Consider the following 23,423-nt stretch of genomic DNA (forward strand, 5'->3'; position numbering starts at 1 on the left):
GTGCCGTTTTCAGGAAAAGAATGTCGCAGACGGGAAAGATGCAGAATATAACTGTCATCACTCTGGATTAAATCAACGCGAATTCGGACAAAGGCCATAACCATGACCACCAGCTTCTTCACCGCCCCCGGCCAGTTTTACCGTGGCAATCTGCACACCCATTCCACCCGATCTGACGGGGCGCTGGAACCGCAAGAGGTTTGCCACCGCTATCAGGACGCAGGTTACGACTTCATCAGCCTGACGGATCATTTCCTCGGCCAATATGGTTATCCGGTCACCGACACTACAGGTTTTCACAATGACGGGTTCACCACCCTGCATGGCGCGGAACTGCATTGCAGCGCGATGGACAATGGCGATATGTGGCATGTGGTGGCCGTTGGCCTGCCCGACGATTTCACCCCGCCGGATGTGCCGCATTTTCGCCATTTCGACAGCAGCGAAACCATCACCAGCCTGACCAACCGCGCGGCAGATGCCGGTGCCTTTATTGCCATCGCCCACCCGCATTGGTCCGGCTTGACCGAATCCGACGCCCGCCGTATCCCTGCCGCCCATGCGGTTGAAATCTATAACCACGGCTGCGCCATCGAAAATGATCGTGGCGATGGATTACTTTCTTATGACCATATGCTGAACGAGGGGCGGAAACTGACCTGCATTGCCACCGACGACGCCCATTTCCACGCACCGGATTACTTTGGCGGCTGGGTGATGGTGAAGGCAACTGAAAACAGCCCCGAGGCCCTGTTGGCTGCGCTAAAAGCCGGGGAATTCTATTCCTCGACCGGTCCCGAAATCCATGACATCCGGCTGACACGGCTGACGGTCGAGGTGGACTGTTCGAAAGTGCAGACCATCACCGTGGCGGGCAAGGGCATCGCCTCCTCGAAAATTCGCGGCACGGACCTGACCACAGGATCCATCGCACTGGACCGGTTCGCCGTCAGCCCGTGGATACGGATCACAGTGATTGATCACGCAGGCAAACGGGCCTGGAGCAATCCGATCTGGCTTGATCACTAGGTCCCCGAAATCTTTGAAAGGTTCCGAACTGTTTTCTTTCAAAGAAAACAACCCCCCGTGAATTTTCGCTTGCCTGCGAACATATTTTACGGCCCCATGGCGACATGACAAAAAACATTCTTTTCATCATGTTCGACCAGCTGCGGTTCGATTACCTGTCCTGCGCAGGGCACCCGCATCTGCACACCCCGAACATCGACCGCATCGCGGCGCGTGGCGTGCGATTCACCCGCGCCTATGTGCAATCCCCCGTTTGTGGTGCCTCAAGGATGAGCACCTATACCGGCCGCTATGCCTCGTCCCACGGGGCGCAGTATAACGGCTTCCCTCTGCGGGTCGGGGAAATGACGCTGGGTGATCATCTGCGGCCGCTTGGCATGGATTGCTGGCTGATCGGCAAAACCCATATGCGGGTGGATGCGGCAGGGATGGAACGCCTTGGCCTGTCCCCTGACAGCGTGATCGGGGCGCGGCAGGCGGAATGCGGGTTCGATGTCTGGTGCCGTGATGACGGGCTGTGGGCCGAGGGGCCGGACGGGTTTTACGATGAAAACCGCTCGCCCTATAACGAATACCTGAAATCACGCGGCTACCCCTGCGAAAACCCCTAGGCCGATTTTGCCAATGCGGCGGCAGAGGACGACGACATTGCCTCAGGCTGGTTCATGACCAACGCCAACAAACCCGCCAACATTACCGAGGAAGACAGCGAAACCCCTTGGCTGACGGGCGAAGCGATCAAATTCATCCAACAGGCCAAGGGGCCGTGGTGCGCGCACCTGTCCTATATCAAACCGCACTGGCCCTATATCGCCCCCGCCCCCTATCACGACATGTTCGGCGCCAACCATGTGCCCGCCGCCGTGCGTCGCGATAGCGAACGCGACAATCCACACCCTGTTTTCAAGGCTTTCATGAACAACCGCATCGGCCGCGCCTTTTCTCGCGAGGAGGTGCGCCAAAAGGTGATCCCTGCCTATATGGGCCTGATCAAGCAATGCGACGACCAGATGGGCCACCTGTTCGACTATCTGGAACGCACGGGCCGGATGCAGGACACGATGATCGTCATCACCTCGGATCATGGCGATTATCTGGGCGATCACTGGCTGGGGGAAAAGGATCTGTTTCACGAGCCATCGGTCAAGGTGCCGCTGATCATCTATAACCCCTCGCCGGATGCCGACTCTACCCGTGGCACCACCTGTGACGCGCTGGTGGAATCCATCGACCTGCCCGCAACCTTTATCGAGGTGGCCGGTGGCAAGGTGCCGGACCACATTGTCGAGGGGCGATCCTTGCTGCCGTTCCTGCATGGCAAAACGCCCGAAAACTGGCGCGAATACGCGATCAGCGAATATGATTACTCGACCAGTCCGATGTCGACCGAACTGGGCGTCACCCCCCGCGATGCCCGCCTGTTCATGGTCACCGATCAACGCTGGAAATTCATCCATGCCGAGGGCGGCTTTCGCCCGATGCTGTTTGATCTGCAAAACGATCCGGATGAATTTGACGATCTGGGCGACAGCGCTGATCACGCCGATATTATCGCCCTGATGTACGAGCGGTTGGGCAAATGGGGCCGCCGCATGTCGCAAAGGGTGACGGTTTCGGACGCGCAGATCGAAGCGGGCAAAACCGGCGGCAAACAGGTCGGCATATTGATCGGCGTTTATGAACCGGACGAGGTGCCACCCGCTGCTTCAAGCAAATACCGCGGCCTCGTGCCGACCAAGGAAAGGGATTAACCCATGCTGACCCGACTGACCGAAATCGTCGGCACCGCCAATGTGCTGCATGGCAATGATATGCAGGGCTATGCCACCGACTGGATGGGCAAATACACCGGCCACCCTCTGGCCGTGGTGCGCCCGGCAGATACCGATCAGGTCAGCGAAGTGATGCGGCTGGCCAGCGAAACCAAAACCCCCGTGGTGCCGATTTCCGGCAACACCGGCCTTGTCGGTGGCACCCATACCGAGGGCGGCATCCTGCTGTCACTGGAACGCCTGAACGCCATCCGCGAGATCCGCCCAGAGGCCCGCATCGCCATTGTCGAGGCCGGCGTGATCATCGCCAGCCTGCATGACGCGGCAGAGGAACAGGGGCTGATCTTTCCCTTGCTGTTTGGCGCGCGTGGCTCAGCCATGATCGGCGGGGCGCTGTCGACCAACGCGGGCGGCTCGAACGTGCTGCGCTATGGCAATACACGCGCCCTTTGTCTGGGGCTTGAGGTGGTTTTGCCCAGCGGTGAAGTGATGAACCTGATGAGCGAATTGCACAAGGACAATGCAGGCTATGATTTGCGCGATCTGTTCATCGGGGCCGAGGGCACCTTGGGCGTGATCACCGCCGCCGTCCTCAAACTGTTCCCCAAACCCGCCGCCTATGCCACCGCGATGGCCGCAGTGCCCAGTCTTACCGATGCTTTGACCCTGTTGAACCGGCTGCAAACAGCATCTGGCGGCGCGGTCGAGGCGTTTGAATATATGCCCGGCAATTACGTTGAAATGTATCAGGCGCGTCATCCCGAAACCCGCCCGCCGTTTGACGCCCCGCATCAGGTGAACATCCTCATCGAATTGGGCGCCACCGCCCCGCGCGATGTGACACCCGACGTTAACGGGGAAATCCCGCTGACTGCCCTGCTGGAACTGGGGCTGGTCGAAATGATGGAACAGGGGTTGGTGCTGGACGCGGTGGTGGCCCAGAACGAAACCCAACGCGCCGACATGTGGGCCCGCCGCGAGGCCGCCGCCGAAGTGGTGCTATCGCAAAGCCCGCGCATCGACAGCGACATCTGCGTGGCGCTGGACAAATTACCCGCCTTCCTTGAGCAGATGGACGCACATCTGCAACGGCTGGACAAAGACGCCCACAGCATCAGCGTGGCGCATCTGGGGGATGGCAATATCCATTATTCGGTGCTGCCATCCTCGGATTCGCTGGAACTGGCCGACTGGATCACCGAAACGATCGAGGACGTGGTACAGGGCCTTGGCGGCAGTTTTTCGGCAGAACACGGGGTGGGCCTGTCCAAGAAACCGTCCATGGCACGGCGCAAGGACAAGGCGGCGCTGGGGGTGATGCGGCAGATCAAAATCGCGCTGGACCCGCTGGGGATCATGAACCCGGGGAAGGTGTTGCCGTGAGGCAGCAGCAACAACGTCACCACGGACGGCGAAGCCGGACAGCGCCCACCCAGGGCCGGGCGCTGTCCTCGTTCTCAAATTCACATGTGAACTAGCCGAGGCACCAACCCAAAACAAAAAGCCCTGCCAAACGGCAGGGCCTTTTCAATTCATCAAAACCCGAAAGCGGTTTAGGCAGTGGCCTGTGCTTCGGAAATGTCTTTCTTGATCTTCAGCGCCTTGTCCGACAGCTCGGCGTCTTTGGCTTTGGCCATGAAGGCGTCCAGACCGCCGCGGTGGTCAACAGTGCGCAGGGCAGCGGCCGAAATCCGCAGTTTGAAAGAGCGACCCAGAACGTCGGACATCAGTGTCACGTCGTTCAGGTTGGGCAGAAACCGGCGACGGGTTCTGTTTTTCGCGTGGCTGACATTGTTGCCAGACATTGGGCCTTTTCCGGTCAGTTCGCAACGACGTGCCATTGTTTTCTTCCTTGTCTCAGCGCCAGCCCGAACAATCATTTGCGGTGGGCGGCTCGATAATACAATAGGGCACCGTCATGAGTGAATCATAGCAGTGCCCTGAATTCCGTTTGCGCGGTTTAGGCGCAATCTGGGGGAGCGTCAAGTGATTCACGCGCGCGGATCGGGGAATTATGTATCCAACCCCAGAAATCCACCCGATTGACGGTGCCACAGGCCGGCATAGATGCCGTTTTTCGCCAATAGGGCTTCGTGCGGGCCATCCTCGACCACGCGGCCCTGATCCAGCACGATGATCCGGTCCATCTGTGCAATGGTCGACAAACGGTGGGCGATGGCGATTACGGTTTTGCCTTCCATCACACCGTAAAGGGTTTGCTGGATTGCCGCTTCGACCTCGCTGTCCAGTGCCGATGTGGCCTCGTCCAGCACCAGAATGGGTGCATCTTTCAGGATCACCCGCGCGATGGCGATGCGTTGGCGCTGACCACCTGACAGTTTCACGCCACGTTCGCCCACTTGGGCATCATAACCGGTGCGCCCGTGCGGGTCAGACAGATCAAGGATGAAGTCATGCGCCTCGGCCCGTTTGGCGGCGGCGATCATCTGATCCTCACTCGCATCAGGGCGGCCATACAGGATGTTGTCGCGCACGGAGCGGTGCAACAGGGATGAATCCTGCGTCACCATGCCAATCGCCCCGCGCAGGCTGTCTTGCGTCACATGGGCCACGTTTTGCCCGTCGATCAGGATTTCCCCCTGTTCGACATCGCGAAACCGCAACAGCAGGTTCACAAGGCTGGATTTCCCCGCACCCGAACGCCCGATCAGGCCCACCTTTTGCGCGGGCGGGATGGTCAGCGACACATTATCCAGCCCGCCACTGTCGCGTCCGTAATGATGCGACACATCGCAAAACTCGATTTCACCCTTGCCGATGGCCAATGCGGGCGCTGCGGGGCTGTCGGTCACATCATGCGCCACCGCGACCGAGCGCAGACCCTCGCGGATCACACCGACCTGCTCGAATATGCGGATTGCCAGCCACATGATCCAGCCGCTCATCCCGTTCAGGCGGATGGTCAGAGCCGAAGCTGCCGCCACTTCGCCGACCGAAATTTCACCGATCGACCACAGCCAGACTGCCATGCCCAGCACGCCGACAATCAACAACCCGTTCAGAAAGTTCAGCCCGAAGGACATTTTCGTCATCAGGCGCACGAACTGGAAAAACCGCAGCCGGAACCGGCGCATCGCGCGGCGGGCATAGTTTTCCTCGCCGCCGCCATGGGCAAACAGTTTTACACTTTCGATGTTGGGGTTGTGTCTCGAAAGTGGTGGAAATTGATTTCAGGCACCTCCGAGCGGGTTGAGTTATGCGCCGGTCAGGCGGCTTGGTCAAGGGTTGCGTCGGCGACGGGCTGAGCGAGCGTTTCCCAGCCATCGACCTTTCGCATGACGATCTGCCCCGAGGCCATCAGAGCCCAAAGCAGCATCGGCACGGTCTCGGCGCATGGCAGCACGGTCTGGGTCTTGATGCGGCGGCGGAATTCCTCGTTCAGGCGTTCGATCGCATTTGTCGTTCTGGCCGATTTCCACTGGCCTTGTGGCAGACGCGTGAAGGTGAAAAGCTTATCTCCTGCTTCTTCCAAGCTGTCAGCGACGGCCTTGCATTTCAGCCGCCATTTTCGCAGAAATGCCTTGCGGCGGGTGGCGATTTCCTCGGGTGTTTTGGCGTAGATCATGTCGCGGTAATCTTCTGTCAACTCATCATGCATACGCTTGGGTGCCTTGGCCAGAAGGTTGCGGTGCTTGTGCACCGTGCACCTCTGGATCGGCAGATCTTCACCCCAGAGGGCAATGAGAGCGACCTCAAGTCCCGGTGCCCCGTCCACGATGACAAATTCGGGCCGTTTCAACCCGCGCGCATCCAGATCGTTGATGAACTGACGCCAGGCGGAGGTGCTTTCGCCGCCCATGTTCATCAGTGATAACAAGACCTTCTGCCCATCCCGGCGCACGCCAATCGCGGCCAGAACCGAGATATTGGTGGCCTTCCTGTCAATCCGCGTTTTGATCACGGTGCCGTCCAGGATCAGCCGCACGATGTCTTCATCCGCAAGGCTGCGGGCGCACCACGCCTGCCAGTCCACCTTCACCTTGCGCCAGGCGCGGCTCACCACATCCTTGCTGACCGCCCCCTGAAACAGGCCGAACAGGGCGCGTTTTACCCGCCGTGTGTTGGTGCCCGAAAGGTAGACAGCAGCGATCAGCGCCTCGGCCTTCTTCGTCAGCCGCTGGTAGCGGGGCAATGCCTTCGAGCGCCATTCTCTGGCCTTGCCGGCCTCGCCTGTGATCCGCGCACGCGGCACGCGCACCGTTTCGGTTCCAAATGTTCCGACCAGTTGCCGCTCGCGATGCCCGTGGCGGTATCCGGCCTTTGCCCCGCCGCTGCGGCCATACCGGCAACGGCCCAGAAACTGCTCCAGCTCCTCTTCGAAAACCGCCTCGATCGTCGCGCGGATGTTCTGGCGCAGCCGGTCTTCAATCGGGTCATAGCCTGCTTCATTGGCCAGTAGCGCGGATGTCGATGTTGCTGTATTCTTTGTCATGGCGTGATCTCCTTGGCGGTTCCAGCCGCCGGTTGGGTGGCTTCGATGCACCCGGAGATTACGCCGTCCTCGAATTTCCACCAAACTCGCGACACTACCGATGTTGGAATAGCTGTCAACAATCCGTCCCGTCACCAGTGACCGGCTGTCAGACAGCTTTTCCCCCGCCACGGCCACCTGCCGCGAAATCACACGCACATAGGCAACATAAACCACCACCCACAGCGCCAGCGGCAGGCCCAGCCGCGCATCCATTTGCGACAGGATCAGGATGGCGCTGATCACATAAGTCAGCGCATACCAGATGCCCTCGAAAAACATATAGGTCACATCCTCGACCGCGACGCGCAATTGCATGACGCGGTTGGCCAGCCGGCCGGCAAAATCGTTCTGGAAAAAACTCGAGGATTGCCCCAGCAGATGTTTATGCGCCCGCCACATCACCTGAGTTTGCATGTTGCCAGCGAAGGCTTGCTCCAAAAACAGCTTGTTCAGGGCAATCGCAATGGGACGTAGGAACAGGATGAACATTGCGGCAAGCAGCAGTTCAACCCCGTGCGCAGACCAGAATTCGCCGGTGGTGCTGGCGTTCATAAGGTCGATCACTCGGCCGGAATAAAAGATCAGGCCGGTTTCCACCATCGCCACCAGAACACCGGTCAGCGCCATCCAGATCATCAGCTTTTTGAACGGGCCGTATTGGCTGCGCAAATAGGCCCACAGGGATTTGGGCGGTGTTTGTTCATCAAATGGCGCAAAAGGGTCGACAAGGTTTTCAAAGAAACGGAACATGACAGAGGCTCTTAAAATGTAGGAAATTTGACTTGGATGATCGGGCGGCGAAGGCCAGCCCAACAGGACCGGCGGTTTACGCTCGCGGTAGGGTCCTGAAATAGATCATCGGCATATCCTCGTCATTGTTGTTCGGTCACGCTATCCGATTTGGGCGACTTTGGGAAGGGGTGTGGTTTTTTGCCTGCAAATAACACCCACAGTTGACCCGCGCACGCCTGCAACTTAGGGTTTGGCAAACGCGTATTTGATCAGAGAGTTTCCCATGCGAATTATTGCAATAGCCCTATTCACCGCAGCCCTTCAGTTCTGGTTCCCCACATCTGCGCATGCGCGGGGGTTGCCGATCATCTATGGCACACAGGATTCGCTTGATCTGGTTGAAACCACAGACATCGAAGGGCCAAATGGCAAACCGCTGGCCTTGTGCCATTACACCAGTAAATACCATGGGGCTGACCCAGATAACCTAAAAAGAGGTTATGATGGGAAGCATGAGAAAGAGTCGCCTGAGCCACTACAAGCAAGACCGTCTTACGGAGCATTTTGTTTCGGGATCGACAGCACGAACAGCAGCCAGTTTGTGTGGTGTAAACCGCAAGACCGCAGCGTTTTATTTTCTACGCCTGCGCGAGATAATCGCCTATGAGCTGGAGGCGGAAAGCCAAGCTATGTTCGGCGGAGAAATAGAAGTGGACGAAAGCTACTTTGGCGGCAAACGCAAAGGTAAACGCGGGCGTGGTGCGGCAGGTAAAATTCCCGTTTTTGGTATATTAAAAAGGGGTGGGAAGGTTTACACCAAGATCATCCCGGACGCCAAATCCGCCACTCTGATCCCGATCATAGAGCGCAAAGTCGTGCCGGATTCCATCGTCTATTCCGATTGTTGGCGCGGTTATAATGTGCTGGATGTGTCAGACTTCCACCACTTTCGCATCAACCATTCCAAGCTCTTTGCAGACCGTCACAACCACATCAATGGCATCGAGAATTTCTGGAACCAAGCCAAGCGCTACATGCGCCGATTTAACGGTGTCCCCAAGGCCCAATTTGGGCTATATTTGAAGGAATGCGAGTGGCGTTTCAACAACAGTGACCCTTCAGCTCAGTTATTGCAGCTAAGACAATGGGTTAAGCGTTACTTGAAGTAGTTATCTGGGTCAGCCCCAATACCATTTGTTTTATCTGGGCTTCTGGCGCGTATCGCATGGCTATGCGCTGGCCGCGAACGGGTGTGATAGTGACACCTATTACGACATTTCAGAAGCCGACTTCAAAGAGGCCCAAAGCAACGGGCAGATCAGTGCGAATTTGCCTGAAAAACCCAAAATGACCCTGAACCAGATCGCCAGCGGGTTTGGCGGGTTGGCATTGGTTGCCCTTTTGGTTCTGTTCTTGTTGTTGAAATCCGTAGGCGGTGCGCAGCGCAAATCCGCCCGCAAGGCCCAAATGGGCCAGATGCCGGTGGTAGCAACACAAATCGTAGACGCAATGTGCCACGCCGCCATTTCGGATGGCGAACTGGATGACAGCGAAGTGGCAACAATCGCCGAAATCGCGAAACAGATGACCGGCGAAGAACTGGCCGAAGATCGCATTCGTCTGATCATCTCGAAAGCCTCGGCTAAACCAACGGACAGTGAATTCAAGGCCTTCGGGGCCGGACTGGGACCGGTTGAAAAGGAACTGGTGCTAAAGGCCGTGTTCGCCGTGATCGCAGCGGACGGGCAGATTGTAGATTCCGAGCACGAGTTCTTTATCAAAACCGCACAGGCGCTGGGGGTGGATGCCGATACGGTCCGCCGTATCGTCGAAGATGTGCGCGACGATCGCTAGGGCGTAGACCCCTAATCTTTACAGCCCCTGCAACAATTCCCGTGCGGCATTGGTGGCAGTGATTTCGCCTTTGGCCACGGCCTGCCCCAGTTGCTCCAGCCGCTCGCGCACAGCCCCGTTGTCCAGTTGCGCAAGCAACCCCAGCCGCACCTCTTCCTCGAACCAGTGGCGGGCCTGACGGGCGCGCATCGCGTCCCAGTGGCCGTTTTCCTTGCGCCATTGTGTCAGGGTCTGCATTTCGTCCCATGCAGTTTCAAGCCCGTCACCTGACAGGGCAGACACCAGCATCGCCTTGGGAAAGCCGTCAGGATCCTGCGACCGTTTGCGAAGCAGTCGCAGGGCACCGGCATAATCGGCACAGGTGCGGGTGGCGGCGGGCAGCAGATCACCGTCGGCTTTGTTGATCAGGATCAGGTCGGCGATTTCCATGATACCGCGTTTCACACCCTGTAATTCATCCCCGCCCGCAGGGGCCAGCAGCAGAACAAACAGGTCCGACATATCGGCCACCATGGTTTCCGATTGCCCCACGCCGACGGTTTCGATCAGCACAATGTCAAAGCCCGCCGCCTCGCACAGCATCACCGCCTCGCGGGTGCGCCGCGCCACACCGCCCAGCGCGGTCTGGCTGGGCGAAGGGCGGATAAAGGCGTTGGGGTCGCGTGACAGCCGTTCCATGCGGGTTTTATCGCCCAAAATGGACCCGCCCGAACGGGTCGAGGACGGATCCACCGCCAGCACCGCCACGCGTTTGCCCTGTCCTGTCAGCATCACGCCAAAGGCTTCGATAAAGGTGGATTTGCCAACGCCAGGCGTGCCGGACAGCCCGATGCGCAACGCCTGACGTCCCGCACCTTTTACGGCCTCAAGCAGGGCGGTCGCCTGTTCGCGGTGATCATCGCGTGCACTTTCGATCAGGGTGATCGCGCGAGCCAAGGCGCGGCGCTCACCATTGATCACGCGGCTTGCAAGGTCTGAAATATCCATAGGCGGCTGCCCTTTTCCTGCCCGTTATCCGATAACAGCGGGCCGATATTGGTTAGCCCGCCCGCTTGGTCGCATCATAAGCCCAAGGCACATGGCAAAGAAAGAAGGAACATCAAAATTGCACGTTTGAATATGATGAAAATGATCGGGTTGATGGTTTTACTGGCAATTGCACTGGCGCTGCCAGAGGTCTTGCCGCAGACGGATCGTTCGGTTGAGGGTGAGGTGCAGATGCAGCGGGCGGTGGGGTGAACCCCACCCTACATTTCGCCGAGCGTGCAACAACCAGACAAGAGCACCGGTGCGCCCTTGCCCCTGCGCAACAGATCAAAGCGAAAGCCGAACACGCCTTCCAGCGGGCGGCATTGCTGCGGCATCAGAAAGCCGGTGATTTCCACGTTATCCGCCCCCGCAACTATCACTTGCCGTTCAAACCCGCGATTTTGGGCAAGAAGCGGCGCAAAGCTGCGTTTATATTCAACGGTTTCACCTTCGTAGGACAGGGTAATTCCCCCTTTGTCCGTAGAAACCAGCGTCCAGAATGGCTCGTCCCCGAAACAGGTCAAATTACGTTCGAAATCGGTTGCGACAGGATCGGGGGCCACCTGTTCCAATGCCTGCAATGGCACCCACCCAATCGACATATCATCGCTATTGACCAGCCCCCATTCCCGATCCTTGCTTAGTGCCACCACCTCGACCGTTTTTCTGTCATGGGCAAGGGTGCCGACGATTTCAGACGTTACATCGGGGGATTTGCGCACGTTTTGCGCCTTGCCATCGGTCACCTTTAACAAACCGGGGATATAGGGGCGCGCCCAGACCGAGTATGGAACGAACCCAGTCAGGATCACAAGCAACATCAGCAACCGCATCATCATATCCCTTATGTAAACCCGATAAACCTGCAAATAGTATCCGGTAAAAATGACCATTGCATCGGTTAGAAATCATACCGTGCGTTGTTATGGCTTCGGTGGAGCAGTGTTTAATTACTTCCCCAGAAAGCTGACAATAGCGACACCGACAAGCAGAATTGACCAATATTCCATAGGAATGAAGAACAATGTAGAGCGGCTTTTCAATGCAATCCGCTCGCCGGTTTGTTCATCGACTACGATCTTGTCTTTGGACGGATCATTCAATTTGCGGCCAACTATAAAATTCACCGCGGCCGCCAACAAAAAACCAATCCCGATCCCGTAACGGTCCCCCAGAACAATTTGCCCAATAACGGCCCGAGTAATGCCCGAAAGTTGGTGATGGGGTGATTGGGTGGCATATCATGGCGGTGTTGACGCGCCGCGATTCTCAGAGAGAAAAGGATATGCCACATGGAAGACGATACTATTTTGGAGTTTACCGATCCAGCCGGAATTTCACCTGATCCGCTGACGGATATCTTGCGCAAAGGCGCGCGGGATCTGTTGGCACAGGCGGTCGAGGCCGAGGTTTGTGATCTGATGGCGCAACACGCGCATTTGAGGGATTCGGCCGGTCGCCAGCGCCTTGTTCGCCACGGATACCTGCCGGAGCGCGAGGTGATGACGGGGATCGGCCCTGTCCCGGTGAATGTGCCTCGGGTGCGTGATCGTGGCACGGGGGCGGAGAAGATCAGGTTCACCTCGACGCTTCTGCCGCCGTATCTGCGCCGGGCAAAGTCGGTCGAGGAGTTGTTGCCCTGGCTCTATCTCAAAGGTATTTCCACGGGTGATTTCGGCGAAGCACTGGCGGCCCTTCTGGGGCCTGATGCGGGTGGTTTGACATCGAGCACGATTTCGCGCCTGAAGGCGGAGTGGTGGGCAGAATACGAGCGTTGGAACCGGCGTGACCTGTCGGCCAAACGCTATGTGTATTTCTGGGCCGACGGGGTTTATTTCAAGCCGCGCACGGATGCTGACAAGCAATGCATGCTGGTGATCATCGGCGCGGACGAGTGGGGTAACAAGGATGTTCTGGGCCTCGTGGACGGGTATCGAGAAAGCAGCCAGAGCTGGCGTGAACTGCTGCTGGACTTGCAACGTCGTGGCCTCAGAAAAGCCCCTGATCTGGCCGTTGGTGATGGCGCGCTCGGCTTCTGGAACGCCTTGCGGGAGGTGTTCGGTGAGACCCGGGAGCAGCGCTGCTGGGTGCATAAAACCGGCAACGTCCTGAATGCCATGCCGAAGTCGCTGCAAGCCAAAGCCAAGGGCCATCTACAGGACATCTGGATGGCCGAGAACAAACGGGACGCCGAGGCCGCGTTCAATTTCTTCATCGAAGCCTATGGCGTGAAATACGAGCGTGCCGTGGGGAAGCTGACCAAGGACCGGGACGTGGTTGTGTCTCGAAAGTGGTGGAAATTGATTTCAGGCACCTCCGAGCGGGTTGAGTTATGCGCCGGTCAGGCGGCTTGGTCAAGGGTTGCGTCGGCGACGGGCTGAGCGAGCGTTTCCCAGCCATCGACCTTTCGCATGACGATCTGCCCCGAGGCCATCAGAGCCCAAAGCAGCATCGGCACGGTCTCGGCGCATGGCAGCACGGTCTGGGTCTTGATGCGGCGGCGGAATTCCTCGTTCAGGCGTTCGATCGCATTTGTCGTTCTGGCCGATTTCCACTGGCCTTGTGGCAGACGCGTGAAGGTGAAAAGCTTATCTCCTGCTTCTTCCAAGCTGTCAGCGACGGCCTTGCATTTCAGCCGCCATTTTCGCAGAAATGCCTTGCGGCGGGTGGCGATTTCCTCGGGTGTTTTGGCGTAGATCATGTCGCGGTAATCTTCTGTCAACTCATCATGCATACGCTTGGGTGCCTTGGCCAGAAGGTTGCGGTGCTTGTGCACCGTGCACCTCTGGATCGGCAGATCTTCACCCCAGAGGGCAATGAGAGCGACCTCAAGTCCCGGTGCCCCGTCCACGATGACAAATTCGGGCCGTTTCAACCCGCGCGCATCCAGATCGTTGATGAACTGACGCCAGGCGGAGGTGCTTTCGCCGCCCATGTTCATCAGTGATAACAAGACCTTCTGCCCATCCCGGCGCACGCCAATCGCGGCCAGAACCGAGATATTGGTGGCCTTCCTGTCAATCCGCGTTTTGATCACGGTGCCGTCCAGGATCAGCCGCACGATGTCTTCATCCGCAAGGCTGCGGGCGCACCACGCCTGCCAGTCCACCTTCACCTTGCGCCAGGCGCGGCTCACCACATCCTTGCTGACCGCCCCCTGAAACAGGCCGAACAGGGCGCGTTTTACCCGCCGTGTGTTGGTGCCCGAAAGGTAGACAGCAGCGATCAGCGCCTCGGCCTTCTTCGTCAGCCGCTGGTAGCGGGGCAATGCCTTCGAGCGCCATTCTCTGGCCTTGCCGGCCTCGCCTGTGATCCGCGCACGCGGCACGCGCACCGTTTCGGTTCCAAATGTTCCGACCAGTTGCCGCTCGCGATGCCCGTGGCGGTATCCGGCCTTTGCCCCGCCGCTGCGGCCATACCGGCAACGGCCCAGAAACTGCTCCAGCTCCTCTTCGAAAACCGCCTCGATCGTCGCGCGGATGTTCTGGCGCAGCCGGTCTTCAATCGGGTCATAGCCTGCTTCATTGGCCAGTAGCGCGGATGTCGATGTTGCTGTATTCTTTGTCATGGCGTGATCTCCTTGGCGGTTCCAGCCGCCGGTTGGGTGGCTTCGATGCACCCGGAGATTACGCCGTCCTCGAATTTCCACCAAACTCGCGACACTACCGGGACGTGCTGCTGACCTTCTACGACTTCCCTGCCGAGCACTGGAAACACATCCGCACATCCAACCCCATCGAAAGCATATTTGCCACCGTGCGGCACCGAACGAAGAAGACCAAAGGCTGCCTCGGGCGCAAGACCGCCTTGGCAATGACCTTCCGCCTGATGATGTCGGCAAAGAAGAAATGGCGTAAACTCGACGGCGCATTCCGATTGCCGGAAATCATCGAAGGGGTTGAATTTAAGGACGGGATCAAGCAGGAAAAACATGCCGCCTGATTACTGCGTCACCAACTTTTGGGCATAGCTCTAACGGCCCCGCCAATTGCTATTACGACGACCAGAAAGCCCCACCCACTCCATACAATCATGTCACTCGTTCCTTTACTATTTTATTTCTGCGCGGATTTTAGCCTTTCTGTTTGTTTTACTCAACCAGAACAAACCGCCAAGGTTTATCAGCTATTAAGTGGCATTCCTTGCGCCCATCCCCGATAACACCCTTATGACAACCCGCTTGCCCATTGATGATGCCCTGCCCGCCCTGATCCCCGCCCTACGCGATCATGGCCGCGCGGTGCTGCAAGCGCCGCCGGGGGCCGGTAAAACCACGCGGGTGCCTTTGGCGATGCTAAAGGCCGATCTGTGCAAGGGCCGCATCCTGATGCTGGAACCCCGCCGTCTGGCCGCCCGCGCGGCGGCGGAACGGATGGCGCAGACCTTGGGCGAAAAGGTGGGCGCGACTGTTGGCTACCGCATACGGGGCGAGGCCAAGGTCTCCAAGGCGACCCGCATCGAAGTCGTCACCGAAGGCATCCTGACCCGCATGATCCAGTCCGACCCGTCGCTTGACGGCATCGATGCGGTGATCTTTGACGAATTCCACGAACGGTCCCTGAACGCCGATCTGGGGCTGGCCCTGACGTGGGAGGTGCGCGGCGCCTTGCGCGAGGATCTGCTGCTGCTGGTGATGTCCGCCACGCTGGACGCCGAACCCGTCGCCGCCCTGCTGGATGATGCGCCGGTGATCACATCCCAAGTGCGCTCTTACCCCGTTGAAACCCGCTGGCTGGACCGGCCCCTGCCCAAGGGCAAGCGCCTGCCCGATGCCGCCGCAGCGCTGGTGAAACAGGCCGTGGCCGAAACAAGTGGCGGCGTGCTGGTGTTCCTTCCGGGCGAAGGTGAAATCCGGCGCCTGGAGGGGATGTTGTCGGACCTGCCCGCAGATTGCCACGTCCACCCCCTGTTCGGCGCAATGGATTTCAAGGCCCAGCGCGCCGCCATCGCCCCCGCCCAATCGGGTCGCAAGATCGTGCTGGCCACTGCGATTGCCGAAACCTCGCTGACCATTGCCGATATCCGCGTGGTGGTCGATTGCGGGCAGGCGCGGCGCGCGCGGTTCGATCCTGCCTCGGGCATGTCGCGGCTGGTGACCGAACGGGTGACCAAAGCCGAAGCCACCCAGCGCCGTGGCCGCGCGGGGCGTGTGGCCGAGGGCACCTGTTACCGGCTGTGGACCAAGGGCGAAGAGGGCGGCATGGCCCCCTTTCCCCCCGCCGAAATCGAGGCTGCTGATCTGACCGGACTGGTGCTGGAACTGGCGCTGTGGGGGGCGGGTAGCACCGATGATCTGGCCCTGCTGACCCCGCCCAACCCCGGCGCCTATGCCGAGGCCAAAGCGTTGCTAACACAACTGGGCGCGCTGGATGATAGCGGGCGGATCACCGATCATGGCCGCGCCTTGGCCGCGCTGCCCCTGCACCCGCGTTTGGCGCATATGGTGGCTGTGGCGGGGGATCAGGCAGCGCTGCTGGCGGCGTTGCTGGCCGAACGCGACCCGTTGCGCGGGGCACCGGTTGATCTGGCCCTGCGGATAGAAGCGCTGACCGATCTGAAGCGTTTTAGCGCAGAACGGCCATATCAGGCCAACGCCGGACCAATCCACCGCATCCGCGCTGAAGCCAAGCGCCTGCGCCGTGGCAAAACTGCTGAGCGCCTGTCACTGGGCGAAATGGCGGCGCTGGCCTATCCCGACCGCATCGGTCTGCGCCGCAAGGGGGACACGCCGCGCTGGGTTTTGTCCGGTGGCAAAGGGGCGATGATGCGCGAGGACGACCCGATGGCGGGGGGCCGCTTGCTGGTCGCCACCGATCTGGATGGCGATGCGCGCGAGGCCCGCATCCGGCAGGCGGTGGAAATTTCCGAAGCCGGTTTGCGCTCCCTTTACGGCAACCGGATCACTTGGCGCGACCATTGCGAATGGAGCAAACGGATGCGACGCGTGGTTGCACGACAGCAAGAAGTGTTCGGCGCGCTGGTGCTGTCGGACCGCATCTGGCGCGATGCACCGGACGAGGCGCTGGCGCGTGCCATGCTGGACGGGGTGCGCGATCTGGGCCTGCCGTGGCGTGATGCCGCCCGCCGGTTTCAGGCGCGGGTGCTGCTGGTGGACGGGATGCCGGAATTTACCGATGATGCGCTGATGGATACGATTGACGACTGGCTGCTGCCTTACCTGACCGGCATCAAAACCGCTGCTGATTTGAAAGGGCTGAACCTGCTGGAACCCTTGCGCAGCATCCTGACGTGGGACCAGATGCAGCGTCTGGATCGTGAAGCGCCGGCGCATTTCACCACCCCTCTAGGCAACAAAACTCCGATTGATTACTCCGGCGAAGCCCCCGAGATTTCCTTGCGCCTGCAGGAAATGTTCGGCGTCACCAGTCATCCCAAAGTCGGCCACACCCCCCTGCGCGTCACCCTGCTGTCCCCCGCCCGCAGGCCAGTGCAGACCACAATGGACATTCCGGGATTCTGGGCCAGTTCATATGCCGACGTGCGCAAAGACATGCGCGCGCGTTACCCGAAACACCCATGGCCCGAGGACCCGACCAAGGCCGATCCGACATTGCGGGCAAAACCGAGAGGGAAATGAAACCATGGCCTATCTTCTATACAGCTATTTGATAAGGAAAACTGTGCCGTTACTTGATGAAGATGAATGGCAGGAAGTCGAAGAACTGATAAAATCAAGAAGCAGTTTCATCATGGCTTATATAAAAGAAACCGGATGCAGTTTGGAAGATGCCCGAAAATACGAACCGCGCGGCCAAGAAGCCCTTGAGCGGTATTTTCAAATATGTGGACAAAGGCTGGATCACCCCGAGGAACTCTATGGTGTGCGTTTATCAAGGCTCGGCGCGGTTTGTCCATCTTGCGACAAGCCCTTGCGTACACCAAAGGCAAAGATGTGCGTCGAATGTGGATATGAATTGCCAGAAGGAAGAGGTGGTCGCGGAAATTCGGACCAGTTGTTAAGGTGGATCGACTTATGAGAAAGACGATTCAAAATGACGAAACGAAAGAACCATTCTCCCGAATTCAAAGCCCGCGTTGCGCTTGAAGCAATCCGCGAGGAAATGACGATGGCGGAGCTGTCGAAGAAGTATGGTGTGCATCCAACCCAGATTGGCACATGGAAACGAGCAGCGATTGAAAACATGGCCACGGCATTTTCCAGACGGGGCCGTGATCCTGATCGGGTTGATGAAGCCCAGATTGAGAAGCTGCACTCCAAGATTGGTCAGCTGGTCGTGGAACGGGATTTTTTAGCCAACGCCTCGCAACAGTTGCTCGGGAAGCGAGGCAAAAAATGGTGAGCCGTGAGCATGATCTGAGTGTGCGACGACAATGCGGGCTACTTTCTCTGGCGCGCTCGAACCTGTATTACCAGCCAAAAGGCGAAAGTGCTGAAAATTTGCGGTTCATGACAATAATCGACAAGCAATTCTTGCAGACGCCGTGGTATGGATCACGGCAAATGGCCCGGCACATGCAGCGCCAAGGTTACAAGTGTGGTCGCCACAGGGTCCGCCGTTTGATGCGGCTGATGCGGTTGGTTCCGATCTACCAGACGCCCAACACGAGCAAGAAACATCCGCAGCATAAGATCTACCCGTATCTGCTGCGAGACCTGACGATTGATCGTCCAAACCATGTGTGGTGCGTAGATATCACCTACATTCCGATGCAGCGCGGGTTCCTCTATTTGGTCGCGATCATGGACTGGCACAGCCGCAAGGTTTTGAGCTGGAGATTGTCAAACAGCATGGAGGCAGATTTTTGCGTTGAAGCCCTGAAAGAGGCTATGGCCAAATACGGCAAGCCCGATATCATGAACAGCGACCAGGGCAGCCAGTTCACCGGGTTTGAATGGACGCAGGCGCTGAAAGAAGCCGACGTGAAAATCTCGATGGATGGCAAAGGTCGCTGGGTCGATAACCGGATGATCGAGCGGCTTTGGCGATCCTTGAAATACGAATGCATTTACCTCAACGCATTTGAAACGGGTTCGCAGACCCGCGCCGGGATCGGGAAATGGTTGGCTTACTACAACACCGAGCGCCCGCATTCCACCCACGGAATATTGACCCCGGATGAAGCCTATGACAGAAAAACAAAACCAATGAGTTTGGCAGCCTAAATGAAACCCTGATCCATCTTAAACTGGCTGCTGACTGGTCAAAAAAGTGGGACCACCTCTGGAGAAGTCGCCGGTCCCCTTAAACCAAAATACATTGCACATCTAAGAGTGAAGAAAGGTAACGAAAAAAGATAATCCTACCCCGCCATCCCCACCAGCGCATCGCGCATCTGGAAATAGCCGATCATCGCCTCGAACATCATCCGCCAGACGATTTCCATGCACAGGAACATCACCGCCATCGCCAGATAAATCCGCAGCCGGTACTTGCGCGGGATGGCCGCTTTGGCCTGATCCGCAGCCCCGCCAAGGGCCGGAAACAATTGTGCCAGTTTGCGCACCAGCAGCACCGCAGCCAGCGGGATACCCACCGCACCAAGGTAATAACAGACCAACAGCACGGCGGGCGCGATAAAACTTTCAAAGCTCAGGAAATCATACATGTGCCCATTAAACCCGCCGTGATGCCAAATTCAAGCAATCAGCAGGCCTTCGCCCCCTTTGGTCGCAACTTGATCTATCTCAAAGACACCCCCTTGATGCCCCTTATCCTGACCCGCACCCAACAGACACGAGCAAGGAAACAAGATGCGGACCCTACCGGACAAGATTACCGAACTCACCCTGCCTTCGGGCAAAAAGGTCAAGGTGGATGGCAATGGCTATCTGACCGATCAGCATGACTGGACGCCGGAATTCACCGAATACCGCGCCGAGCAAGAGGGCATCACCCTGACCCCGCTGCATCACGAGATCATCAAATTCATCCGCGATTCCGAAGAAGAACACGGCATCATGCCGGATGTGCGTTTCGTGTTCAAATACATCGCCAAACGCAACGGAGTTAACAAGACCGGTGCCAAGGCAGTTCTGTATGAACTGTTCCCCTATGGCTATACCGGCCAAGCCATCAAGATGGCCGGTATGAAGCAGCCACGGGCGTGGTCAACGGGTTAAGGCATTGTCATCCCCGCGCATTGTCATCCCCGCGCAAGCGGGGACCTCTCTAAACTTGGCATGTGCTTTTGGCGGTCCCAGCTTGCGCGGGAATGACATTTTAGGCTTTGCTGCTCACCCAAGCCTGAATCTGCGGCGACTGCATTGCGCCGGACTGCCGCGCCACTTCGCGCCCGCCCTTGAACAACGCCATCGTCGGAATCCCGCGAATGTTATAGCGTTGCGAGGCATTGGGGTGTTCTTCGGTGTTGTTCTTGGCAAAGCGCACATGCGGCTGCATCTTTTCCGCCGCCATTTTGAACTGCGGTGCCATCATCCGGCACGGGCCACACCACGGCGCCCAAAAATCCACCACCAGCGGCACATCGTCATTCTTGGCCGCCTTGTTCAGTGTCGCCAGATCAATCTCGGCCACCTTGCCGGTGATCAGCCATGCGCCGCATTTGCCGCATTTCGGTCTGTCGCCAATCTTGTCTGCCGGAAAACGGCTGACTGCGCCGCACTCCAGCACCTGTGTTCCAGATGTCAACTGACTTTGGTACGCCACGGTCGGTTCTCCCTGACTAGGGCGTTCAGGATTGTGACGAGCTTGCGTAGAACGGCGACAAGCGCGACTTTGGCAGGTTTTCCGTTTTCGACCAATCGTTGGTAAAACGATTTTAGCGGGCCATTGACCCTGATCGCTGACAGTGCAGACATGTAGAGAATTTTGCGTAATGCCGTACGCCCCCCTCTAATTGCCGGGTTTCCACGCAGAGTGCCGCTTTCACGATTGAATGGCGCAACCCCGATCAGACTGGCTGCCTGCTTCGGAGAGCACATTCCCAGCTCGGGCATGCTGGCGATGAGGGAAATAGCCGTCAGATCCCCTACACCCGGCACGGACTTGAGGATCGTGAAGCGGGCAGCCAAGGCGGGATCTGCTTCGATGATACCCCGCATGGCTGTATCAATCTCTTCATTTTGTCGTTTCAGCAGAGCAAGTTTCTCTAAACCCTGACGACGCAAATCCTTTTCGACCTGGACGGAGTTCTGGTTAGAGATCATGGTTTGAAGGCGGGTATTCTGATTGCGAGCGACCATCAGATCCTCAAGTCTTTGAAGATGCTCGGGTTTTGGCTGCGTTGTCAGCGCGTGGCCTTCGGAACCAAAGAACGCGAGTGTGCGGGCATCAATGCTGTCTGTCTTGGCCAGCTGGCCTTTGAACGCCGCGAATTGATGGGCACGGAAAGGGTTCACAACAGCGACGGGAAGGCCCCGGGCATGGAGCGCGCGCGCACAGGCGCGGTGATACCGGCCCGTGGCTTCCAGGATGATCTGACGCGGATCAAGAGAAACCAGCTTTCGTGCGAGTTTCTTATGGCCGCTCTTGTCATTGCGAACTTGAAGGCTTGTTCCGGTCGGATGGACGTAAACATCCAAACGATTCTTGCTAACATCTATGCCCACATAGATTGCCTTGTCGGGGTTTGTCATTGGTCTTCTCCTACTCTTATGGATTCGGGATTGAGTCCCGGTCACCTGTTCAGGACGGCAGACCAAAACGGCGGGCGATCATGCTGGGACCCGGCTCTCAAAACCAAGACAGGATGTCGATCCGCCCGCCGCTGCCGACGCATGTGGGTTAATGGACAAGGCTACACCTTTGCCCATAATCCCACATGTACATCAGCAACCTCAATTCTCCGAATTCTTGTCAATGACAAACATATAAGACAGGTGCATTTCAGTAGTTTGCTCATTTCTCTATCTCCTGATCCGTATCTTGGTTGCCCTGCACATAATCGCACGGCGTAAAATTTCCACCCGCTTGCCCGTTACAGCGCCAATTCGCCGCGCATCAGGACCACGCCCTGACCGCCAACCATAACGCCGCTCGGGGCCTCGCGCGGGCCCATCACTTCAACCTGCGCCGATCCGGGGCGACCCATCCAGTGGCCCTGCTCGGCCACAAAACGCGGGGTTTCGATCAATCCGTGGTGCCACAGATAAGCGGCCATGCACCCCGTCGCCGATCCGGTAAACGGATCCTCGGGCGGCATCGGTAGTGGTAACAACAGGCGTGAAAACGTATCCCCTGCCTCTGTCTCGCCCTCGCGCACCACCAAAAACGGCTCCATCGCCTTGTCAGCCCCCAATCCGCGCGCTGAATGATAGGCTGCCAAACGGTTCAAATCCAATTTGGCGCGGCGCAACGCACCCTTGCTGCGCAGCACGGCAATGCAAAACGGCGTGCCGGTGGATACCGTCTGTGGCACACCGATGATGTCATCCGCCGATAATCCGTAAAGTGCTGCAATTTCCGCCGGATCATGGGTTTGGCCAAACACCGGCGCAGGCTGGGTCATTGTGATCACCTCGTCCGCAACCGTGATCGGCAACACCCCCGCCCCGACCTCGAGCGTGAATTGCGCCCGTCCGTCCAGCAGCGACACCAGACCGCGATCCAGCAGCGATGTAACAGTGGCAATCGTCGGATGCCCGGCCATCAGAATTTCCTGATGCGCCACATAATAACGCGCCCCGAAATCGGCCATATCCGAGCCAACCAGATAGGCACATTCCGATAACGAGGTTTCCTTCACCAGCGCCAAACGCTGCTCAAGGCTCAACCCCTCGGCCCCATGCACCACCACACAGGCATTGCCGCCAAAGGGGCGCGTGGTAAAGGCATCCACCCAGTCAAACGTGTATGTCATTAGTGAACCGTCACCGGTGCCAAGTCATTCTGCCGCGCCAGAAAAAACGCCATATTACGGTCGCGCACCAGCGCCAGCTGCTCGCCTTCTGCAGAGAAAACTGCATACATCTGCTTAAGGTCGCCAACTTCGTCGCGCACCTCTTTGGGCAGGTCGGCCACATCGACCGGCTTGATATAGACAATGTTGCCTTTGATTCCGAAATCAAACGGGGTGTCCATCACGCGCTCCTTATGTCCTGTTAATCGGAATGGTCTGCACAATCTTTTCCGGCTCGGCCCGCTCCAGATCAATATGCAGCAATCCGTTTTCAACCACAGCCGCGCCCACCTCTACCCCTTCGGCCAAAACAAAGCTTTTCTGGAATTGCCGTGCCGCGATGCCGCGATGCAGGAACACGCGGTCCTCGTCCGTGTCCGATTGACGCCCACGCACCACCAACTGCCGGTCCTCAACCGTGATCGACAGATCATCTTCACCAAAGCCTGCAACGGCCAGCGTAATCCGGTAACTGTTTTCCGAAGTTTGTTCGATGTTATACGGCGGATAGCCGTCATTGCCCGCTTTCGCGGTGCGTTCCACCAGTCGTTCCAATTGGTCAAACCCCAACAGGAAAGGGTGCGTCGTCAGTGTCAGTTTCGTCATCGATTTGTCCTTTATCAAGCGACCATTCCATTCAGGTCCCGCCATGCAGCAACCCGTATGGGTAT

19 protein-coding genes and 5 pseudogenes are annotated in these 23,423 nt (G+C 58.1%); 11 read left to right on the forward strand and 13 right to left on the reverse strand.

All coding sequences use genetic code 11. The features are described from left to right. Positions 1 to 102 precede the first annotated feature (102 nt). The 3 genes and pseudogenes from ACQY4M_RS09610 (at position 103) to ACQY4M_RS09620 (ending at position 4,184) form a co-directional block, all read left to right on the forward strand. Positions 103 to 1,029: a PHP domain-containing protein gene (locus ACQY4M_RS09610; protein ID WP_428543484.1), complete on the forward strand. Its 927-nt coding sequence runs from the start codon at positions 103 to 105 to the stop codon at positions 1,027 to 1,029. A gap of 104 nt (positions 1,030 to 1,133) precedes the next feature. After that, positions 1,134 to 2,780: pseudogene (locus tag ACQY4M_RS09615) on the forward strand (sulfatase-like hydrolase/transferase). A 3-nt stretch (positions 2,781 to 2,783) separates the two neighbouring features. Next, complete coding sequence (locus tag ACQY4M_RS09620; protein ID WP_428543486.1) at positions 2,784 to 4,184, forward strand: FAD-binding oxidoreductase; 1,401 nt, start codon at positions 2,784 to 2,786, stop codon at positions 4,182 to 4,184. Between the two features lie 170 nt (positions 4,185 to 4,354). On the opposite strand, the gene rpmB is transcribed toward ACQY4M_RS09620, so the two are convergent. The 4 genes and pseudogenes from rpmB to ACQY4M_RS09640 form a co-directional block, all read right to left on the reverse strand. Continuing rightward, on the reverse strand, positions 4,355 to 4,642 hold the full coding sequence (rpmB, locus tag ACQY4M_RS09625; RefSeq protein WP_428543488.1) for a 50S ribosomal protein L28: 288 nt from the start codon (positions 4,640 to 4,642) through the stop codon (positions 4,355 to 4,357). 171 nt (positions 4,643 to 4,813) lie between these two features. Continuing rightward, positions 4,814 to 5,959, reverse strand: a pseudogene (locus tag ACQY4M_RS09630) (ABC transporter ATP-binding protein); the annotation flags it as partial. Positions 5,960 to 6,027: 68 nt separating this feature from the next. Next, positions 6,028 to 7,254 carry an IS256 family transposase gene (locus tag ACQY4M_RS09635; protein ID WP_428539582.1) on the reverse strand — a complete coding sequence of 409 codons (1,227 nt, stop codon included), beginning with the start codon at positions 7,252 to 7,254 and terminating at the stop codon, positions 6,028 to 6,030. 93 nt (positions 7,255 to 7,347) lie between these two features. Further along, a pseudogene (locus ACQY4M_RS09640) lies at positions 7,348 to 8,046 on the reverse strand (ABC transporter transmembrane domain-containing protein); the annotation flags it as partial. A gap of 494 nt (positions 8,047 to 8,540) precedes the next feature. On the opposite strand from ACQY4M_RS09640, the gene ACQY4M_RS09645 reads away from it, so the two are divergent. Together ACQY4M_RS09645 and ACQY4M_RS09650 are read left to right on the forward strand one after the other, a co-directional pair. After that, complete coding sequence (locus tag ACQY4M_RS09645; protein WP_428544476.1) at positions 8,541 to 9,197, forward strand: IS1595 family transposase; 657 nt, start codon at positions 8,541 to 8,543, stop codon at positions 9,195 to 9,197. A 25-nt stretch (positions 9,198 to 9,222) separates the two neighbouring features. Beyond that, a complete protein-coding gene (locus ACQY4M_RS09650; RefSeq protein ID WP_428543490.1) occupies positions 9,223 to 9,882 on the forward strand; it encodes a DUF533 domain-containing protein in 660 nt (219 codons plus the stop codon). An 18-nt stretch (positions 9,883 to 9,900) separates the two neighbouring features. On the opposite strand, the gene meaB is transcribed toward ACQY4M_RS09650, so the two are convergent. Then, positions 9,901 to 10,869: a methylmalonyl Co-A mutase-associated GTPase MeaB gene (gene meaB, locus ACQY4M_RS09655; protein ID WP_428543492.1), complete on the reverse strand. Its 969-nt coding sequence runs from the start codon at positions 10,867 to 10,869 to the stop codon at positions 9,901 to 9,903. A gap of 260 nt (positions 10,870 to 11,129) precedes the next feature. Further along, positions 11,130 to 11,744, reverse strand: a complete 615-nt coding sequence (locus ACQY4M_RS09660) for an SH3 domain-containing protein (RefSeq protein WP_428543494.1) — start codon at positions 11,742 to 11,744, stop codon at positions 11,130 to 11,132. A 459-nt stretch (positions 11,745 to 12,203) separates the two neighbouring features. Between ACQY4M_RS09660 and ACQY4M_RS09665 the strand changes: the two are divergent. Continuing rightward, positions 12,204 to 13,241 (forward strand): annotated as a pseudogene (locus ACQY4M_RS09665) (IS256 family transposase); the annotation flags it as partial. Between the two features lie 11 nt (positions 13,242 to 13,252). On the opposite strand, the gene ACQY4M_RS09670 reads toward ACQY4M_RS09665, so the two are convergent. Next, positions 13,253 to 14,479, reverse strand: coding sequence for an IS256 family transposase (locus ACQY4M_RS09670; protein WP_428539582.1), 1,227 nt, complete (start codon positions 14,477 to 14,479; stop codon positions 13,253 to 13,255). Between the two features lie 98 nt (positions 14,480 to 14,577). Here ACQY4M_RS09670 and ACQY4M_RS09675 point away from each other — a divergent pair. The 4 genes and pseudogenes from ACQY4M_RS09675 to ACQY4M_RS09690 all read left to right on the forward strand — a co-directional run. Then, positions 14,578 to 14,853 (forward strand): annotated as a pseudogene (locus tag ACQY4M_RS09675) (transposase); the annotation flags it as partial. Between the two features lie 226 nt (positions 14,854 to 15,079). Next, complete coding sequence (gene hrpB / locus ACQY4M_RS09680) at positions 15,080 to 17,509, forward strand: ATP-dependent helicase HrpB (protein WP_428544479.1); 2,430 nt, start codon at positions 15,080 to 15,082, stop codon at positions 17,507 to 17,509. A gap of 4 nt (positions 17,510 to 17,513) precedes the next feature. Continuing rightward, positions 17,514 to 17,909 carry a hypothetical protein gene (locus tag ACQY4M_RS09685; RefSeq protein WP_428543496.1) on the forward strand — a complete coding sequence of 132 codons (396 nt, stop codon included), beginning with the start codon at positions 17,514 to 17,516 and terminating at the stop codon, positions 17,907 to 17,909. A gap of 15 nt (positions 17,910 to 17,924) precedes the next feature. Further along, positions 17,925 to 19,057 (forward strand): IS3 family transposase gene (locus ACQY4M_RS09690; protein ID WP_428539245.1). Its coding sequence is split into 2 segments (ribosomal slippage): positions 17,925 to 18,177 and positions 18,177 to 19,057, totalling 1,134 coding nucleotides; the frame shifts between segments, so codons are not numbered across the junction. Between the two features lie 137 nt (positions 19,058 to 19,194). On the opposite strand, the gene ACQY4M_RS09695 is transcribed toward ACQY4M_RS09690, so the two are convergent. Further along, on the reverse strand, positions 19,195 to 19,500 hold the full coding sequence (locus ACQY4M_RS09695) for a DUF4282 domain-containing protein (protein ID WP_428543498.1): 306 nt from the start codon (positions 19,498 to 19,500) through the stop codon (positions 19,195 to 19,197). A gap of 145 nt (positions 19,501 to 19,645) precedes the next feature. Here ACQY4M_RS09695 and ACQY4M_RS09700 point away from each other — a divergent pair, with 145 nt between their 5' ends. Beyond that, positions 19,646 to 20,014, forward strand: coding sequence for a TusE/DsrC/DsvC family sulfur relay protein (locus ACQY4M_RS09700; protein WP_428543500.1), 369 nt, complete (start codon positions 19,646 to 19,648; stop codon positions 20,012 to 20,014). 100 nt (positions 20,015 to 20,114) lie between these two features. Here the strand turns inward: ACQY4M_RS09700 and trxC are convergent, their stop codons facing one another. The 5 genes from trxC to ACQY4M_RS09725 all read right to left on the reverse strand — a co-directional run bounded on the left by trxC (position 20,115) and on the right by ACQY4M_RS09725 (position 23,358). Continuing rightward, on the reverse strand, positions 20,115 to 20,561 hold the full coding sequence (trxC, locus tag ACQY4M_RS09705) for a thioredoxin TrxC (protein WP_428543502.1): 447 nt from the start codon (positions 20,559 to 20,561) through the stop codon (positions 20,115 to 20,117). Beyond that, a complete protein-coding gene (locus tag ACQY4M_RS09710) occupies positions 20,540 to 21,490 on the reverse strand; it encodes an IS110 family transposase (protein ID WP_428543504.1) in 951 nt (316 codons plus the stop codon). The genes trxC and ACQY4M_RS09710 overlap by 22 nt, the downstream gene beginning before the upstream one ends. Positions 21,491 to 21,831: 341 nt before the next feature. Continuing rightward, a complete protein-coding gene (locus ACQY4M_RS09715) occupies positions 21,832 to 22,713 on the reverse strand; it encodes a PhzF family phenazine biosynthesis protein (RefSeq protein WP_428543506.1) in 882 nt (293 codons plus the stop codon). Further along, positions 22,713 to 22,934: a DUF1150 family protein gene (locus ACQY4M_RS09720; protein WP_428543508.1), complete on the reverse strand. Its 222-nt coding sequence runs from the start codon at positions 22,932 to 22,934 to the stop codon at positions 22,713 to 22,715. Before ACQY4M_RS09720 ends, ACQY4M_RS09715 begins: the two co-directional genes overlap by 1 nt. 10 nt (positions 22,935 to 22,944) lie before the next feature. After that, entirely contained in the window at positions 22,945 to 23,358 is a 414-nt protein-coding gene (locus tag ACQY4M_RS09725; RefSeq protein WP_428543510.1) for an Hsp20 family protein, read from the reverse strand. Positions 23,359 to 23,423 lie beyond the last annotated feature (65 nt).

It is taken from the genome of Profundibacter sp., from assembly GCF_965277155.1.
Lineage (GTDB): Bacteria > Pseudomonadota > Alphaproteobacteria > Rhodobacterales > Rhodobacteraceae > Profundibacter.